We start from the raw sequence: 16,637 nt of genomic DNA on the forward strand, positions 1-16,637 counted from the left end.
TCCGTGCTAAAAAATTAGTGTTTATGTGGTAACGACATACAGATATGTGCCTTTACCACATATTCCACATATTACAAATTACTTTAACGTGCATCGCCAATTAGTACAAATGGCGACCAATAAAAAGGATGACGATGGTCTGCAATTAGCTTCAACTTAGCTTGTTGCAAAGCTTTCCCTTTGGTCATACCTTGCTCAAGCAGTCTTTCTGCTTCTTGCGATCGCGAGTTTTGAGTTTGTCCCCAGGTGGGTTGAGCCATCAGCATTACTGTTATAGGCGTTAGATAAACGCCCACAGCCAAAAGACTGGTGAGAATTTTTTTCATAGAATAGCCCAGAGGTAGCTGTTTTCAATTGGGTCTAGAAGCTGTCGTTACCAACATCGTGATATTTGTGATGAACATTGCAATGTTTCTTATTAATATCGTAATGTTTGTGATGAACATCGCAATGTTTGTTATTAATATTGTGATGTTTGTGATGAACTGACTTGGGAGTTGTGGTTAGCTCGTGATCTTGTTACTGACAATCCTTTACCTTGGCAGAAATCAATCGATAAATTGACCCCTGGGAGGGTTGCGATAAGCGTTGGGAGGAGTTTTTGCGGCCATTGGTACTCCAGCTGTTCCACCCAAACCTCGCGGAAAGTCCCCTGGTTGGAAAGCAGGAAAAAAGCGTCACCGTAAAAACCGATGCCCGATTGTTAAAAAAACCGTAACACAACCACGTAAAGAGCCATCAGTTGCGGTTTAATATTAAAGATTATTTATAATTTCGCTAAGTCTTTGATTAACTCAGCCCTGCTGGGTCGTTTTGCATAACTTAGTCTAAACTCCAGAAGGTTGACATGATGATTAAAGTGTTATTGGTAGATGACCAAGGTTTAATTCGTCAAGGATTAAGAGCGTTATTAGAATTAGAACCAGATTTAGAAATAGTGGGAGAAGCAGAAAATGGTGAACAGGCGATTAATTTGGTTGCAAAATTTCAGCCAGATGTAGTATTGCTGGATATCAGAATGCCAATTATGGATGGAGTTGCAGCTACGCGAGAAATTCAAAAACGTTTTGCAGAAACTAAAATTTTAGTACTGACGACTTTTGATGATGATGAATATGTGTCAGCAGCCTTGCAAAATGGGGCAATGGGTTATTTATTAAAAGATACGCCCTCGGAAGAATTAGCTGTTGCTATTCGTGCCGTTTATAAAGGATATACTCAATTAGGCCCAGGTATAGTTAAAAAACTATTGACTCAGTTTTCTCATGTTCCACTAACCCAATCACCACCTGTACCATCTAGTCTAGCTGAACTTACTCCTAGAGAAAAAGAGGTTTTGCGGTTAATTGCTACAGGCGCTAGTAACCGAGAAATTGCCCAGCAACTCTACATTTCTGAGGGGACTGTGAAAAATCATGTTACAAATATTTTAAACAGGTTAAATTTGCGCGATCGCACTCAAGCTGCGATTTGGGCAAATACATATTTATCCTATTTGAATGAGCCAAGTTAAATAATTTGTAATTCATAATTCGTAATTGTAATCTATAGATTAGCTGTAGGGTGTGTTACCGCGTTAGAAGATAATCTCGCCAATAACTAAAGTTCAGGACTGATAGCGAAAATCCACTCAATTAAACTGAATTCATGATTTAGTTCACTTTTATATAAATGTGATATATAAAAGTAAGTTTAGGGTTTACTAATGTGAATGTGATCGGTTAAATTGGTGGTATAAGTTGTTAGCATTCTGAGTATTATGAAGCGAATTTAAACTATGGTTAATATTTGTATAAAAACCTCATTCTCTGCTTTTATATTTGCTAGTGCCACTACTTTATTGCTAGTGCAGATAGTCACAGCTAAACCTATACACATAAAAAAGCAAGTCAATCAAGCAAAACCATTAAACTCAGGAGTACGAATATACCCTGCAAATAATAGCCTACCAGCAAGCCGCTTGATTACCATTGAACGTGCGCTTAAAAAGTCTAGTAATATGCAAATAACAGAAGTAAAACTTACAACATACGAATAATTTGCAGCCCAAACAGGAATGTACAAATCATCGATTTCTAACGACCGTATGGTGTGGATAGTGACTGGTTTTGTCCAAGGTGAGTTGAGAATGTCTAGAGGTCGAAGTGTCTGCACTGATAACGCCAAACTTGTGGGATTAATCGATGCAGAAACTGGCGATTCTTTTGGTAGAAGTATTCACTGTCCTCCAAACAATCAGATAAATTTTATGCCATAAATTGGACGTAGAAGCAGAGGGCAAAATTTCATTAAGGTATACGCTGATTAGTTAGTCTGGAAACCGAAAAATGTTGAATTAAATTACAGCTTATTTAAATAATTCCAAACATTCATTTTTTAAAACGTCTTTTGTGACTTTAATATTCCTAAATGACTTAGCGATTACCTCTTCACAAGATATACTAATTTGTGATTGATTTACAGTGATTAAATCTTGAATTGAAGCACCATATACAATTTCTGATAAACCACTCCAAACACAAGCAGTTGCACACATCGGACAAGGTTCGCCAGTTGTATATATGCTATAACCTTCTAAAGAAGGGTTTTTAAGTTTAGCTGTTAAACTACGAATGACGTTGATTTCCGCATGGGCTGATGGATCGTTGTCTCTCCTTACAGTATTGTGAGCTACTGCCATGACTTCCTTATCTTTAACAATCACTGCACCATAAGGTGCATCTCCTTTTTTTGCTTCTACCAATGCTAAACGCATAAAATATTCTGGGTTCATATAAGGTGGGGTTAACATAAGGATAATGATTAATAATATCGTATTTATAATGTTATAACTGGAAATTAAGATTAGTTAATGGTCGAATATGTTACTAAGCAGACAAGAAACCGAATTTTACTTAACAGACTTGGAAACACCATTAGGGAAAGCAATTAATTTAACACTTGCTGCGATGGTGCTATTATCATCAGGAATTTTTGTGGCAGAAACTTATAATATTCCTGATTCTGTACGGTTTCAATTGCATGTAGCCGATACTGCGATCGTTATCATCTTTGCGGTGGAATATTCACTCCGTCTGTGGAGTGCAGAAAATAAAATTAAGTATATTTTTAGCTTTTATTCGATTATTGACTTAATGGCGATTTTGCCATTCTTTTTAGGAATGGTGGATATCAGCTTTATCCGCCTACTGCGATGGTTTCGGATTTTACGATTGATCAGATTTATAGATAGAAAATTTTTATTCGCCACTATCAGTACTGAAGATGGCATGATTTTTGTGCGAATATTATTTACATTATTTGCAATTGTTTTTATTTATTCTGGCTTAATTTATCAAGTAGAACATCCGGTTAATCCTCAAAATTACAGGACATTTTTTGATGCATTTTATTTCTCTGTTGTCACAATGACAACTGTGGGATTTGGCGATGTTATTCCAATTTCTGAATTAGGGCGTTTGCTAACAGTACTGATGATTTTCACAGGAATTGCGCTGATTCCTTGGCAAGTGGGAGATTTAATTAAGCGAGTGGTGAAAACTGCTAATCAGGTAGAAACAGTTTGTTTAGGTTGTGGTTTGGCTTTCCACGATGTAGATGCTGGGTTCTGTAAAAGGTGCGGTACTAAGTTACCTAGTCGCAGGGTTGATTGAGAGAGTAAGTGGTGGCGCTGAGGGGGCGTAAATTTTAGTGTATGCTACCAAGTCCAGACGCGATGAATCGCCAAGCAACGATCGCAATTTGGTTTCGGTTATTAGAGCGATCACTACCTGCATAGCTGAGATATATAGTTGTCAAATAATGGCGTGCCAATTACAGGTTTTCATTTACGCTAAAATAATCATCTTCCGGTAGCCGCTTAGGAAAGAGAATATAACCAATGCCTAACCTCAACCTCATTTCAGAATATAAAAGCTTCGGTGGCAAACTTGGCTTTTATAGTCATCCCTCCTCAACCTGTAACGGTGAAATGCGCTTTGCTGTTTATCAACCACCACAAGCAACTCAACAACCTGTGCCGATTCTCTATTTCCTCTCTGGTTTAACTTGCACTGAAGAAAATTTTCTGATGAAGGCGGGGGCGCAGCGCTACGCAGCTGAGTATGGTTTGATGCTGGTTGTGCCAGATACTAGTCCTCGGAACACAGGTATTCCTGGTGAGAATGATGATTGGGATTTTGGTACAGGTGCGGGTTTTTATGTTGATGCTACAGAAGAACCGTGGCGTCAACACTACCAAATGTATAGTTATGTCGTCCAGGAATTACCTGCTTTAATTACTGCAAACTTCCCCACGCAACCGGAGAGACAAGGTATTTTCGGTCATTCAATGGGGGGACATGGAGCCTTAGTTTGTGCGATGAGAAACCCAGAACTCTACAAATCAGTATCAGCCTTTGCACCTATCACTGCACCTATGCGTTGTCCTTGGGGTGAAAAGGCTTTCAGTGGTTATCTTGGCAGCAATCAAGAAAGTTGGCGTGCTTATGATGCTAGCGAATTAGTCAAACAAGTAGGATATCACAGTCCAATTCTCATTGATCAAGGGACTGCTGATCAAGTTTTAGTTGAGCAATTAATGCCACAAGTGTTTGAACAAGCTTGTGCAGATGTTAAGCAACCCCTAAACTTGCGTTACCAAGAAGGCTATGACCACAGTTTTTATTTCATGGCCAGTTTTATTGAAGATCATATCCGCCACCATGCGTTAGCGTAGCTTACCGTAGGTATCGCTTTATGAATTACAGCAGTTTTCATTTATTTCAACCTCACATTTCTATAAGATTCCTATTTGATTGCAATTTTCATATATTTGAACCACAGACGTAATAACCGAGGACATTTGGATTTGATCACATAATTATGTCATTGCGATCAGAGCGTGGCAATCCCAAACCTTTGCGATTGCTTCATTCCACTTCGTTGCATACCCTTCGGGAACGCCAGGGGCGAACGCAATGACATATCGTAAGTGATTTACTGAACTTGATATAAGTCCTAACTAAGTATGAATTTGCTCTGCCTCTAATTTAGAACCCTTTTTGTAGTGGTAATTCATGAATCGCCCTTAAAAATCATCTGATGGGAGCAAAACAAACTATTTTGTCAATTAAGCACTCACAATATCAGGCGAGTCAATCGCCGCTACACTGCCAGCATCTACCAAGGCTTGGTATACCATCGCCGCTACCTCAGCGCGTGTAGCATCGCGGGTAGGATTAAGTTGTTTGAGGTTCGGGTGATTGACGATAATCCCCTTGTTTATAGCTTTTACTACCTCATCCTTGGCATATTCAGGAATCTTTGCTTGGTCATCAAAAGCTTTGATAGTTGCTGTACCATCACCAGATAACTTTAATCCATTCACCAGTGAGACAATCACTTGCACACGCTGGATATTTTTGTTGGGGGCAAAGGTATTGTCAGGAAAACCAGAGAGAAATGAACCTTGATATGCCTGCTGAATTACCTTGGATGCCCAGAAGTCTGCTGGTACATCTTTGAATTTGATCACGGGGCGGTTTGGCGATGGGTTGAAAGCTTTTACTAGTAATGCCGCGTATTGCGCCCGTGTCATCGTAGCATCAGGTTTAAATGTGCGATCGGGAAAACCATTAACTATCCCCAATTTGATTAATTCCCGAATAAACCCACTTGCCCAATGATTACTAATATCGGTTAATTCGATACTAGGAGTAGGCGTGGGTGTGGGTGTAGGAGTAGGAGTGGGCGTGGGCGTAGGGGTGGGCGTGGGTGTAGGAATAGGCGTGGGTGTAGGAATAGGCGTGGGTGTAGGAGTAGGCGTGGGTGTAGGAGTGGGCGTGGGTGTAGGAGTAGGTGTGGGAACTGAACTATCTGCAAACTCTACGTTTCCCGTGACTTTAGACGCATTTATCTTATTTCCCACAGAAACCAGCTTGTTGGAACTGGCATTTTGCAAATCAAATTTACCGTTATTTTGTAGAGTATTGCCGCCTGGATTATTAGTACTGCCGATATCCGGTAGGGCACTTCCAATTACTGTGATCCCATCATCAGTGTTATTCTCACTGACATTGTTACGCAATACAGGACGAGTACTACCAGAGATGACAATTCCAGAACGGTTTTCGGAAATTTTGTTATCTCGAAGTGTGGGTGATGCAGTATCACTAATAGCAATGCCAAAACCTGTTTTGAAGAAGGTATTATCTTGAATTTGACCTTTGGAATTTTTAGCGATGGCAATTCCATTGGCTGCATTTTCACTGAACACATTACCTAGAATAACTGGGTTAGCATCGCCTGTAGCAAATACTCCCTCCCGCTTACAGTTAGTGAAGGTGCTATTAGCAACAGTAGGGGCAGTTGATTCAATCCAGACACCACTACCACGACTAGCCAGATTTGTTACACTCACCCCCCGGAGTTCAGCTTTATCGAGCAGCACAAATGTGACATTCTGAGCAGCAAAAGTACGGCTCAGATAGCTACCACTCCCTTCAATCAAAATACCATTACCTTTATTGGTTTCATTACCCACGACTGTCACCCCAGATGCAACCGTTAGCGGAAAGACTTCCCCGTTAGCAGCATTGTAATTACCATCTGCTAGTTGAATCTTGGTGTTATCTGTAGCTACTTTGAGCGCTTGGGTAATAGTTTTGAACGGGGCTTGTTGGCTACCAAGGTTGGTATTGCTACCTGATACTGGATTTACATAAAAAGTCTGAGCCATATTTATACTTCCAAAAAATACATAGCTATCTTAGCGCTAACCATGAAAGTGAGTAGCGGTTGATGCATTAAATTACTTAAAGTACTTGTCACTGCAAAGTTAAAAAATTATGCCAGTGCTTTTGGGTTTTATTAGTACTCGACAACTCAAAATTGCTGGGTGAGGGTGGGGAATAGTGAGTGCTGAGTTAGGAGTTTGAGGTTCTGAGGTGGATAGAATGAGTATCTGAGGTGGATGAACGAGATTCTAACTCTCCTATGCTCAAGAACAGCCTACCTCAACACATAATATTCCCTTAACCCAAGCGTATTGCCCTATACAAGGATTAGAGAGACAAAAACTGAAATTATGAATTATGAATTAATATGAAATATTACCCGTTTGAAAAATCTGTTGTACAGTTAAATTTAACTCTGGAAATGTTGGGGACTGGATGCGGTCTGTACCCCTAAACTTGCTAACTTGATACTCACCTTCATCTAAAGAACAAATTAAGATAGTAGGTTGTTTTGGTTTACCAATAAACTCCCTACCACCTAAAGCCGCATAATCAACAATCCAATATTCAGGAATTCCCATCTCTTCATAATCTGCGTATTTTTTGAGGTAATCATCACGCCAATTTGTACTAACAACTTCAACAATTACAAGAATTGATGTAGGTTGAATAACAGTAGATTCTTTTTTCCACAAAGGTTCATTTATCAAATTAGGACGATTCAACAAGAGTATATCTGGCGAGTAACCTGATTCATTTACAGGTGGTTTAACTAGTACTGTCTTGGGTATGAAGTAGGGGAGATTTAAACGGATACATTCTCTAGTCAGTTCAAAAGCTAAAAATCCTGTTACCTCTTCATGATCTCCTACAGGTTGAGGCATTTTAACAATTGTTCCGTTGTGCAATTCATAGCGCTCATTTTCTGGCTTCCACTTGACAAATTCTTCAAAAGTAAAGATTTTTGGTAAAGCTTGAGTCATTTTCGAGCCTCCAAAATTTCGGTTAATGATTTAAAGTCAAATGTGTTCATTACTAGCTAAAGGTAGCTTAAGTAATGACCTAATTATTAATTTCCAACAACCCAGGCGGTGGCGTAATTTCAATCCGCTTGGATTTCAAGTCTACTACTGGTGCGATCGCTTCCACAAATGGAATCAAAACAGTCTTTTGCTTTTTGTCAGTAGCAAATGATTCATGCAACTTCACTTCTAATAAATCATTCCCCGCAGGAATGATATCTACCACCGTACCAACGAGTTCGCCAGATGCTTGCATGAAGACTTCCAAGCCAATCAAATCGAGGACATGATATTCATCTTCGCCTAATTGGGGGCGATCGCTTGCTGGTACCATTAACTTACAACCGCGCAACGCCTCCGCCTGATCGCAATTTTCCACACCAGCTAATTTGATCACATACAAGTTTTTGTTACTGATGTAACGTCCAGTCAATAATTCGATTGGTTGTGGTTCTGTGTCACCTGAACGCAACAACCAACGTTTTCCCGGCACTTCAAATCTTTCGGGGAAGTCAGATACAGGATAAACCCGTAATTCCCCAGACAATCCTTGAGGGGAAACAATCTTACCAATTTCTAGCCAATTATCTGATTTGTCATTTGTCATTTGTCATTTGTCATTTGTCATTAGTTTGCTTCCCCTGCCCCCTACTAGGCAGTCACCGCCACACCTTTATAAGCTTCTTCAGCCACTTTTGCTAAACGTTGCATAGCAGTGGCTATCTCTTCATCTGTACCTGTGAGGCTGATGCGGAAGCATTGATGCTTGTGCGCCCACTCTTCGTCTAAACCGGGGAAGAAGCTACTTCCAGGGACAATAATCACACCTACTTGCTTGAGTTGCTGGTAAAATTCCCAGTCACTGATGGGTAAATCTTGTAACCACAACCAAGCAAAAATTGCTCCTTCACCGCGATGGAGGAACCAAGGTAAATTCTTGGGCATTGCTTGTTCTAAGCTGGTTTCTAAAACGGTAAACTTATTTTGGTAAAAGGGACGGATAACAGAGTGAGAAATTTCCACTAAAGCGCCAGAATTGATTGCATAAGCTGCGATCGCTTGGCCGTAACGTGAAGAATGGAGACCAATATTTGCTTGGAAACACTCCAACGCCTCAATCCACTTTTCATCCCCAATGGCAATACCAACCCTTTCTCCTGGTAATCCCGCTTTCGATAAACTCATGCAGTGTAAGATATTATCACCAAACACGGGTGTCATTTCGGTAAAGTTCAATGCTGGGAAGGGAGGCGCATAAGCCGAGTCAATTAACACGGGCAGATTGTAAGGTGCAGCCAGGGCAACAATCTTTTTCACCTCATCATCAGTGAGGACATTGCCAGTGGGATTACAGGGGCGAGAGAAGAGGACACAACCCGTATTTTCTGTAATCGAGAGTTGGCTGAAGTCGGGGCGATATTTAAATCGGTGGGCAGCTGCATCAATATCAAGAGTCGGTTTGTGAGCGATTAGGGCTTTTGGAACTAAGCAGATACCACCGTAACCTGTGTAGTCAGGACAGAGGGGCAAAACAATTTGTTTTAACTCGCCGCTAGGAGTGTAGCCACCGAAGGTATTCGCAGCGTAGAAGTAGAGGGTTTGACTACCGGGGGTAATGAGGATATTGCGATCGGTTAATTTTAACCCGTAGCGTTTGTTGAAGTCGTTGGCGATCGCTTCAACTAACGGTGCATAGCCCTGACTTGAGCCGTAGCGACAAACTACCTCACCATATTCTGGACTAGCCAAAAGCTGTGCAGTACAATCCCGCCATAACTGCTCTACTTCTGGCAAAATCAACGGATTACCAGCACTCAAATTAATAAACTGCTGCCCTGCACCCGCTCGTAATGTTTCGATAATATCCTTCATGATTGCTCTTACGCCAGTCAGGTTGGACATTTGAGCGCCAATTTGAGTTAGGGCAGGGTTCATAAGCTGTGACAAAATTTATTAATTGAGGGGTGGATAAATTATTTGGGGGTTGCTGCTGACATCAAGTTTACATCGTTGTAAAAACAGCTGCTGCCTTTAACCAATCTAGCTAGAGAATGATATTTTAACAAAGTAATATTTATAGTTATAGGGGCGATCGTCCTTAGTAAATACGATGAAGTGATACAAAAGTGTATCATGCGCTCAATATGTTTAAGTGAAATAATCCCCGTGCTTCAGCATTGGAGAGAACGTCAAAAAACTATACAGGAGGGCTGACATTGCAAGTTAAAGCAGCAGTAGCTTACAGCGCAGGTAAGCCGTTGACAATTGAAACCGTTCAACTATCGGGGCCACAAGCAGGCGAAGTGTTAGTTGAGGTTAAAGCCAGTGGGGTTTGTCATACTGACGCCTTTACCCTATCTGGTGACGATCCCGAAGGTTTGTTTCCGGCAATTTTGGGGCATGAAGGTGCTGGTGTAGTAGTGGAGGTAGGCGCTGGTGTCACCAGTCTCAAACCAGGGGATCATGTAATTCCCTTATACACTCCCGAATGCCGTCAGTGCGAATATTGTCTGAGTTTCAAAACGAATCTTTGTCAAGCCATTCGCTTAACTCAAGGACGCGGTGTTATGCCCGATGGCACTAGTCGCTTTAGCATTGATGGACAGATGATTCATCATTATATGGGTACATCCACTTTTGCTAACTATACGGTGCTGCCGGAAATCGCTCTGGCAAAAATTCGGGAAGACGCCCCATTTGATAAAGTTTGTTACATTGGCTGTGGTGTGACTACTGGTGTTGGTGCAGTCATTAATACTGTCAAGGTGGAACCGGGAGCAAATGTCGTGGTTTTCGGCTTGGGTGGTATTGGTTTAAATGTCATCCAAGCGGCGCGGATGGTGGGAGCAAATATGATTGTCGGGGTGGATCTTAATCCCAGCAAACGCGCCTTGGCAGAAAAGTTTGGCATGACGCACTTTGTCAATCCCCAGGAAGTAGAGGGTGATTTAGTTCCCTATCTGGTTGATTTAACAAAAGGCGGTGCTGATTACAGTTTTGAATGTATAGGTAATGTCAAAATTATGCGTCAAGCATTAGAATGCTGCCATAAAGGTTGGGGTGTCAGTGTGATTATTGGTGTTGCTGGTGCTGGACAAGAAATAAGTACTCGTCCTTTTCAATTAGTAACTGGGCGCGTTTGGAAAGGTTCAGCATTCGGTGGTGCTAGAGGACGTACAGATGTGCCGAAAATTGTTGATTGGTATATGGAAGGTAAGATAAATATTGATGATTTGATTACCCATGTAATGCCCATTGAGCAAATTAATGATGCTTTTGAATTGATGCACAAAGGTGAATCAATTCGCAGCGTGGTGACTTTTTAGCTATTAGATGCAACGCTTTTTCTTAAAATACAATTAACTGTAAGAGCGCACAGATGTAATGCGTATCAACTTCAGCCAAAATACGAGAGAAAATCCTTGTTTACAGCCTCTGGCTACAAATGTTATATTCCCTGACATCTTTGCTCATCGGCGACAGCATCGCCAACGCCGCAGCCGCTCCCGACACCTGCTCGTCAGTCACTTCCAATCCGTAACTAAATTCAGAAATAGCTGGTAGTGGTGTACTAGTTTTGATACAACTGATTTACTTATTGACAGAGTATGCTAAATCTAGCATACTAACTATTACATGAGCGAAACGCACCAAAAAGCTTTCAAATGGATTGGAAGCGCTTTAGATGACTTAAAGGATTTCCCTGAAGACGTACAAGACGTAATGGGTTACGCCCTTGATGTAGCACAACATGGGGGTAAGCATCCCGATGCAAAACCCCTGCGCGGTTTTAGAGGAGGCGGGGTTTTAGAGGTTGTAGATGATTTTGATGGAGATACATACCGAGCAGTGTACACTGTAAAATTTGCGAGGTTTGTCTACTTATTACACGCGTTTCAAAAGAAGTCAAAACATGGTATTGCTACATCACAACAAGATATAGATTTAATAAAAAAGAGGTTAAAAGCCGCCCAGGAAGACTATTCGGAACAAGCTGCTAAACAAAAGGAGTAAATAAGTGACTAAAGAAAATAGCGTTTATACTAGCAGTGGAAATGTATTTGCTGATTTAGGTTTACCTAATTCTGAAGAAAGATTAGTGAAAGCTGAACTAGCACGTAAAATCAGTGAAGCAATCACTTTCCGTAAATTAACACAAGTCCAAGCTGCTGAACTTTTAGGAATTGATCAACCAAAAATTTCAGCATTGGTGAGAGGCAGACTTTCAGGTTTTTCAATTGATAGATTATTTCAATTTTTGAATGATTTAGATAATGATGTAGAGATTGTCATCAAACGAAAATCTGAAGACCGCAAGCAAGCTCGGACAATAGTTGTTTGCTAAGTAATAGATAAAACACTTGTGACGGCATATAAGATACCCCTTTAGTTGATTCTAAAGGGATATCTTTAAAAGTTAGCAATAATCTAGCTTTGCATCGTTAGTCCCCACAATCGGCATTTCCACCCAAATGGGAAGAGAAACCAGAAAAGTTTGACACCAATGCACATCTATGATCCTTTACTATAATTAGGGAAAGTTCACGCTTGTTTTGAACTCACTATGCAGATACCACAAACCGGACAACCTGCGGTAAACCTGATGCCAAACCTCTACGAAAATGACTTTTACACTTGGACTCAAGAACAGGCTAACCTTCTGCGTCATCACCAATGGAACCTGCTTGACTTGCCCAATTTAATTGAGGAAATCGAATCTTTGGGAAGAAAGGAACGCCAAGAATTGAGAAATCGTCTTAGTATATTAATTGGACATTTACTCAAATGGGAATATCAACCAGAGCAACGAAATCGTAGCTGGTTAGCGACAATTAGAATACAACGACGGGAAATTCTCAAGTTGATGAACGAAAATCCTAGCCTAAAGCCTTACCTTGAAGAAGCACTCCAGGAATCCTATGAAAACGGTAGGGATTTAGCATCAGGAGAGACAAATCTACCACTCTCAACTTTTCCCAAGCAATGCTTATATCCTTTTGAGGAAATTCTGAGCGATCGCTTTTATCTGGGTGAGCCTGCCACAGATGATTTAATGGGATAAAAGCAATGTTTAATCCCTCTCCCCCGTCTCCTACCCCTGTTAAAGAACTCCCCATCACGGTGTCAGATAATGGAAAGCCCCGTTGTGAGGGCAATTGTGGAGCAATTCATCCGGGCAAATCAGTCTCCTAGACGGCAGGAAAGGCAGCTTTGAGAGGAAATGAATTCCGTGGTAGAGCCGGAACTTATTTGGCGTCGTCGCCGTTAAATACGCAACACGACGCCACGAAACCCGACGACGAACGAGAAAAATCCGGTAGTACAGATGAATTAGAACCAAGTAGGACCATCATCATCATCATCCTCTCCATCACTTACTTCCTCCGGATCGTGCCTCCCTGTATCGTCTAAACCTCTAAAAGAAGCCTCTACGGCAGCAGGTGCTAAGATCCACGAGTCGCTAGCATTTTCCACGGTAGTTATATAACCATCGTATTTTGTATCGAGAGCTAGGCTTTGATTACTGTAGGAGATGTTGGTGATGCGAACGCGATCGCCATAGCGAATTGGACCTGCATCGCCATCCGCTTTCGTAATCTGCCAGCTCTGTTTATCCTCATCGTAGCCATCTTGCCAATAGTAACAATCATGGCTATCCGCAAAAGCCCCCAAAACATTACTGTTGCTTATTGCTGATTCTGTCGTTTTGATTTTAATGCGGCTGTTGGATTGAACCTCGCCATTGCCGCCCACAAGTTCAAGTTTTGCTAATTTTTTTTTCTCTTGGCTCAACTTTGGCCAGTTGTAGCGTCCTTGTTCAACTGCAATTAAGTATTTACTGCTCTCATGCTTGATATAGAAGGTATCACCAAATTTAACGACATCTTGATTAGACATGAGGATGTTCTCCTGATTAATTACATATTTGTGTTACCGAAACTTATCCAGAAGTAGCAAAAGGTTTCTTGACGACCTCAACAATCAACCGTTACACATCTATCACCCAACGCATAAAGTCTTCTCCTCAATCCCCACCATCCATCTAAATCGTATGTAAGCGATTGGTGCGCCCGTCCATATAATGAACTCGGTTGAGGAGTTTTTTGGCTCCAGTGCGCTTTAGAACCGAAGCGCATGTAACGTATTCGTGACTGGTATCATAGTGATTGTCATTATTTGTAAGTACTATTTCTTACGAGACATTCTCCCACTTTTCGTCTCAAGTAAAATACATAAAGATCATATTCTGAACGCAAAAATATTGCTCCTTTTACTATAATGAAGTAAATTTGTCAATACATAATATTCAGACTTTAACTATTAACAGCTAATCTATTAAGAATAGTATCAGCGCCATATCTTAAGATTTTTTAATACATAAAAAGCTATTAATATTCTCTAGGTTTAATAAAATCTTCTCATAAGTAATGGACGATACATCAAGTAACTCATCGCTCAATTTCGAGAGGTGCTTAATCTGGTGTTGCATCATTAAAACTGTTTGTCCGACTGCGCCAGTCTCGCCTAGCTTCAACTTGAGAAGCTGAACCCCGTTGGAGATGGGAGCAACGGGATTCCTCAACTTGTGAGCTAGCATCGCAATAAATTTATCTTTCAAGGCGTTTTGGTTCGTCAGTTTCTGGAAAAGTTGAAGGTTGGCGATCGCAACTGCTGTAGTGTCGGTCAAAATCTTAAGCATTCCGATCTCTTGGGGCGTGGCTAGGTGTGGTGTACTCCAGTAGGCTTTGATCGCATCCAGTGGATCAGAAATCCGTATGAAAACCATCACTAAAATCTTGACGAAAGTCACTTTGTAAGTATCAAGAGGAATTCGAGCATCCTGGTTAATGTCCTCAATCACGGCTGCTTGTTTATTGAGCATTGCCCAACTGGAGATGCAATACCTGAGCGGAAAACGCAAACATTCCAAACAAACTTACTTGGCGATCGCCAAATAATACTCAAATCGCCGTTGGAGTTGTTCAACCGTCAAATTTTGAGTCCAGTATTCCACTAGGGCGTGACCAAATGCCCAGGCGTTGCGATCGGGTGAAGTGGAATTTTCCAGGATTAGCGGCCAGAGGGATAGCAATTCAAAGTTGAGCGGGTTAGAGTTACTTGCATTCAAAAGCGAGAAAAGCTCATATCCCATTTGAAGTTTGCCAATTACAATCGGCAACTGTTCCACGGAAATTTGCTCCGCCAGCATATACGCTAGGGCTGGAGATCCGGTTGAGAGTGTAGAAACAAACTGGAGGACGGGACTTTTGAGCAATGCCGCTAGTCCCTGTGTTGTCGTCATCTGGAAAGTATAGTGGTCGATAATTTTGGCAGCGGCGACGGTGCGGGCTTCTAAATTACGCAAAAAGCGGGCGAGACGGAGTTGCTTTGTTGGTGCGATCGCATTTATTAATCCTAACGATAGCGCCTCTACTCCCCAAGCGATTCTACTTGTTTTGCTGTCACCTGTAACCACGGGTAGAACTAGATTACAGAAGTTTCCCAGCAGTTTGCTGCGATACTCAGTAGCTTCTCGGATGGCAATTTCCTTGGCGCGATCGCCCCATTCCCAATCATAAGGCGGTTGCCATTCGCGGATCGGACGCAGGCGATCTACTTGAGTGATGATCGCGATCGCAGGTAAATCTGCAACTTCTGCTTTCATATCTTGCAAAAAGTCTACATCCATTTGCAGGGCAGGATCGAGAGCAGGGGTAACTAACAGCAGCAAATCTGCATCAGTGGCATAATCAAGCACTAGGTCTCGAAGAGCAGCACGGTTGACTTGTTCATAACCAGGTGTATCCCAAAGTGTCAAGGCTTCCCCACTTTGAGTCTGCCATTGATAATTCTGAATGCGATCGGTACTGGGTAAAACATCTACCTCTGCTAAATCCGCCTGAAATAGTGTGTTAATTAGGCTACTTTTTCCTGACCCTGTGCGCCCCACCAGCAGAATATTAACAGGTTTTTGCTCAACTACCTCGGCTGGTTGAGCTTGAGTCAGGATTTCTCGGAGTGTTTGGGTTTTTGCTTTGGGTAGAGTTGGGGTAGAAACAGCGGTTGCTGAAGCTGGTAATGTCCCACCTCCGTAGAGAGCGATCGCCTGTCGGCATAAGTTTCTCAAGGCAGCTTCCCGGAATAACTGGCTCAAATTCCCCAATAATTGCTGAGTTGCCTGGTTACTAGAACCCTTGCTGACTTGTTTTGCCACCGCCGCCACTGGATTTAAGACCCACTGTGCCCAGTTCCAAGCTTTCCAGAATTTCCGAGCCGATGGTTCCAACTTTCGATAGACCTCGTATCCTTGGTATGCTTGCCCAACTGTCACCTGATTAAGGACAGGGGATAACTTCTGCATCCACTGATCCATGTCATCCACCGTTCCCCGAATCAGCCCATAAGCTTGGGGGACGTAAATGTTCAGCAGGGGATATTGAATTTGAGGATTGTAGATACGAGCGATCGCTACAACCAAATCCTGGCATCGTGTCCAAAAAGTTTGCCAGTCTTCCCAAATCGGGCGATCGCTCTGTGCTGCTTGCAGTATCTCTTGGAGTGCGGTTTCTGCAAGCTTTGTGACATCACTTCCCACTCGTGGCCCTACTGTATCCTCTGCTGTCGATTCCAGTTCTTCGCGGACTTGGGTTAATACAGCTTCCACTTGGTTAACAGCAGGTTGAGTCCATTTTACCAACAGCCAACGCCAACCCACAAATAAAAAGGTGAATACACCCCAAATCCAATTAATGCCCCACGCATGAATTTGTGAACCGGCGGCTACCAGTAAAAAAATGATGATAAAAGCGATCGGGATTGCTAAGACGACCCACTGCCACGGTTTTAATCGCACCATTGCCCTATACCTGCCTTGATTAGACTTCTTATATTGCTATTG

At 41.9% G+C, this 16,637-nt stretch carries 18 protein-coding genes; 8 read left to right on the forward strand and 10 right to left on the reverse strand.

The genetic code is table 11. The features are described 5' to 3' along the window. Positions 1-83: 83 nt before the first annotated feature. On the reverse strand, positions 84-326 hold the full coding sequence (locus V7K35_RS23050; protein WP_335081973.1) for a CHAT domain-containing protein: 243 nt from the start codon (positions 324-326) through the stop codon (positions 84-86). Positions 327-850: 524 nt separating this feature from the next. Between V7K35_RS23050 and V7K35_RS23055 the strand changes: the two genes are divergently transcribed. After that, entirely contained in the window at positions 851-1,513 is a 663-nt protein-coding gene (locus tag V7K35_RS23055; protein ID WP_335082042.1) for a response regulator transcription factor, read from the forward strand. Between the two features lie 543 nt (positions 1,514-2,056). Next, positions 2,057-2,257: a hypothetical protein gene (locus V7K35_RS23060; RefSeq protein WP_335081975.1), complete on the forward strand. Its 201-nt coding sequence runs from the start codon at positions 2,057-2,059 to the stop codon at positions 2,255-2,257. Between the two features lie 90 nt (positions 2,258-2,347). Here the strand turns inward: V7K35_RS23060 and V7K35_RS23065 are convergent, their stop codons facing one another. Beyond that, on the reverse strand, positions 2,348-2,773 hold the full coding sequence (locus tag V7K35_RS23065; RefSeq protein WP_335082044.1) for a nucleoside deaminase: 426 nt from the start codon (positions 2,771-2,773) through the stop codon (positions 2,348-2,350). An 88-nt stretch (positions 2,774-2,861) separates the two neighbouring features. On the opposite strand from V7K35_RS23065, the gene V7K35_RS23070 reads away from it, so the two are divergent. Next, a complete protein-coding gene (locus V7K35_RS23070; protein WP_335081977.1) occupies positions 2,862-3,653 on the forward strand; it encodes an ion transporter in 792 nt (263 codons plus the stop codon). A gap of 34 nt (positions 3,654-3,687) precedes the next feature. On the opposite strand, the gene V7K35_RS23075 is transcribed toward V7K35_RS23070, so the two are convergent. Continuing rightward, positions 3,688-3,813, reverse strand: coding sequence for a hypothetical protein (locus V7K35_RS23075; protein ID WP_335081979.1), 126 nt, complete (start codon positions 3,811-3,813; stop codon positions 3,688-3,690). Between the two features lie 67 nt (positions 3,814-3,880). On the opposite strand from V7K35_RS23075, the gene fghA reads away from it, so the two are divergent. Continuing rightward, positions 3,881-4,717 (forward strand): S-formylglutathione hydrolase, encoded by an 837-nt coding sequence (fghA, locus tag V7K35_RS23080; protein WP_335081981.1) that lies wholly within the window; start codon positions 3,881-3,883, stop codon positions 4,715-4,717. 393 nt (positions 4,718-5,110) lie between these two features. On the opposite strand, the gene V7K35_RS23085 is transcribed toward fghA, so the two are convergent. From V7K35_RS23085 to V7K35_RS23100, 4 genes are all read right to left on the reverse strand, one after another. Next, positions 5,111-6,718, reverse strand: a complete 1,608-nt coding sequence (locus V7K35_RS23085) for a DUF1565 domain-containing protein (protein ID WP_335081983.1) — start codon at positions 6,716-6,718, stop codon at positions 5,111-5,113. Between the two features lie 360 nt (positions 6,719-7,078). Then, positions 7,079-7,699 carry a Uma2 family endonuclease gene (locus V7K35_RS23090; RefSeq protein WP_335081985.1) on the reverse strand — a complete coding sequence of 207 codons (621 nt, stop codon included), beginning with the start codon at positions 7,697-7,699 and terminating at the stop codon, positions 7,079-7,081. 79 nt (positions 7,700-7,778) lie between these two features. Then, positions 7,779-8,345, reverse strand: coding sequence for a ribosome maturation factor RimM (rimM, locus tag V7K35_RS23095; protein WP_335081987.1), 567 nt, complete (start codon positions 8,343-8,345; stop codon positions 7,779-7,781). Positions 8,346-8,389: 44 nt separating this feature from the next. After that, complete coding sequence (locus V7K35_RS23100; RefSeq protein WP_335081989.1) at positions 8,390-9,673, reverse strand: valine--pyruvate transaminase; 1,284 nt, start codon at positions 9,671-9,673, stop codon at positions 8,390-8,392. 281 nt (positions 9,674-9,954) lie between these two features. Between V7K35_RS23100 and V7K35_RS23105 the strand changes: the two genes are divergently transcribed. The 4 genes from V7K35_RS23105 to V7K35_RS23120 all read left to right on the forward strand — a co-directional run bounded on the left by V7K35_RS23105 (position 9,955) and on the right by V7K35_RS23120 (position 12,800). Continuing rightward, on the forward strand, positions 9,955-11,064 hold the full coding sequence (locus V7K35_RS23105; protein WP_335081991.1) for an S-(hydroxymethyl)glutathione dehydrogenase/class III alcohol dehydrogenase: 1,110 nt from the start codon (positions 9,955-9,957) through the stop codon (positions 11,062-11,064). A gap of 310 nt (positions 11,065-11,374) precedes the next feature. Next, positions 11,375-11,752 carry a type II toxin-antitoxin system RelE/ParE family toxin gene (locus V7K35_RS23110; RefSeq protein WP_335081993.1) on the forward strand — a complete coding sequence of 126 codons (378 nt, stop codon included), beginning with the start codon at positions 11,375-11,377 and terminating at the stop codon, positions 11,750-11,752. Positions 11,753-11,756: 4 nt separating this feature from the next. After that, positions 11,757-12,083: a helix-turn-helix domain-containing protein gene (locus tag V7K35_RS23115; RefSeq protein ID WP_335081995.1), complete on the forward strand. Its 327-nt coding sequence runs from the start codon at positions 11,757-11,759 to the stop codon at positions 12,081-12,083. Positions 12,084-12,302: 219 nt separating this feature from the next. Beyond that, positions 12,303-12,800, forward strand: a complete 498-nt coding sequence (locus tag V7K35_RS23120; protein WP_335081997.1) for a DUF29 domain-containing protein — start codon at positions 12,303-12,305, stop codon at positions 12,798-12,800. A gap of 269 nt (positions 12,801-13,069) precedes the next feature. Here the strand turns inward: V7K35_RS23120 and V7K35_RS23125 are convergent, their stop codons facing one another. The 3 genes from V7K35_RS23125 to V7K35_RS23135 form a co-directional block, all read right to left on the reverse strand. Further along, positions 13,070-13,636 (reverse strand): hypothetical protein, encoded by a 567-nt coding sequence (locus V7K35_RS23125; protein ID WP_335081999.1) that lies wholly within the window; start codon positions 13,634-13,636, stop codon positions 13,070-13,072. 463 nt (positions 13,637-14,099) lie between these two features. Next, a complete protein-coding gene (locus V7K35_RS23130) occupies positions 14,100-14,621 on the reverse strand; it encodes a histidine kinase dimerization/phospho-acceptor domain-containing protein (protein ID WP_335082001.1) in 522 nt (173 codons plus the stop codon). 54 nt (positions 14,622-14,675) lie between these two features. Next, positions 14,676-16,595 (reverse strand): GTPase family protein, encoded by a 1,920-nt coding sequence (locus V7K35_RS23135; RefSeq protein WP_335082003.1) that lies wholly within the window; start codon positions 16,593-16,595, stop codon positions 14,676-14,678. Positions 16,596-16,637: the final 42 nt, after the last annotated feature.

This window comes from Nostoc sp. (assembly GCF_036917275.1).
In the GTDB taxonomy this organism is placed as follows: domain Bacteria; phylum Cyanobacteriota; class Cyanobacteriia; order Cyanobacteriales; family Nostocaceae; genus Nostoc.

Excerpts from the sequence above, each read along its gene's own strand:
- V7K35_RS23050 (WP_335081973.1), bottom strand. The coding sequence starts at position 326 with ATGAAAAAAATTCTCACCAGTCTTTTGGCTGTGGGCGTTTATCTAACG.
- V7K35_RS23090 (WP_335081985.1), bottom strand. The coding sequence starts at position 7,699 with ATGACTCAAGCTTTACCAAAAATCTTTACTTTTGAAGAATTTGTCAAG.
- V7K35_RS23110 (WP_335081993.1), top strand. The coding sequence starts at position 11,375 with ATGAGCGAAACGCACCAAAAAGCTTTCAAATGGATTGGAAGCGCTTTA.
- V7K35_RS23070 (WP_335081977.1), top strand. The coding sequence starts at position 2,862 with ATGTTACTAAGCAGACAAGAAACCGAATTTTACTTAACAGACTTGGAA.
- V7K35_RS23065 (WP_335082044.1), bottom strand. The coding sequence starts at position 2,773 with ATGAACCCAGAATATTTTATGCGTTTAGCATTGGTAGAAGCAAAAAAA.
- V7K35_RS23125 (WP_335081999.1), bottom strand. The coding sequence starts at position 13,636 with ATGTCTAATCAAGATGTCGTTAAATTTGGTGATACCTTCTATATCAAG.
- V7K35_RS23100 (WP_335081989.1), bottom strand. The coding sequence starts at position 9,673 with ATGAACCCTGCCCTAACTCAAATTGGCGCTCAAATGTCCAACCTGACT.
- V7K35_RS23135 (WP_335082003.1), bottom strand. The coding sequence starts at position 16,595 with ATGGTGCGATTAAAACCGTGGCAGTGGGTCGTCTTAGCAATCCCGATC.
- rimM (WP_335081987.1), bottom strand. The coding sequence starts at position 8,345 with ATGACAAATGACAAATCAGATAATTGGCTAGAAATTGGTAAGATTGTT.
- V7K35_RS23060 (WP_335081975.1), top strand. The coding sequence starts at position 2,057 with ATGTACAAATCATCGATTTCTAACGACCGTATGGTGTGGATAGTGACT.
- V7K35_RS23055 (WP_335082042.1), top strand. The coding sequence starts at position 851 with ATGATTAAAGTGTTATTGGTAGATGACCAAGGTTTAATTCGTCAAGGA.
- fghA (WP_335081981.1), top strand. The coding sequence starts at position 3,881 with ATGCCTAACCTCAACCTCATTTCAGAATATAAAAGCTTCGGTGGCAAA.
- V7K35_RS23120 (WP_335081997.1), top strand. The coding sequence starts at position 12,303 with ATGCAGATACCACAAACCGGACAACCTGCGGTAAACCTGATGCCAAAC.
- V7K35_RS23130 (WP_335082001.1), bottom strand. The coding sequence starts at position 14,621 with ATGCTCAATAAACAAGCAGCCGTGATTGAGGACATTAACCAGGATGCT.
- V7K35_RS23085 (WP_335081983.1), bottom strand. The coding sequence starts at position 6,718 with ATGGCTCAGACTTTTTATGTAAATCCAGTATCAGGTAGCAATACCAAC.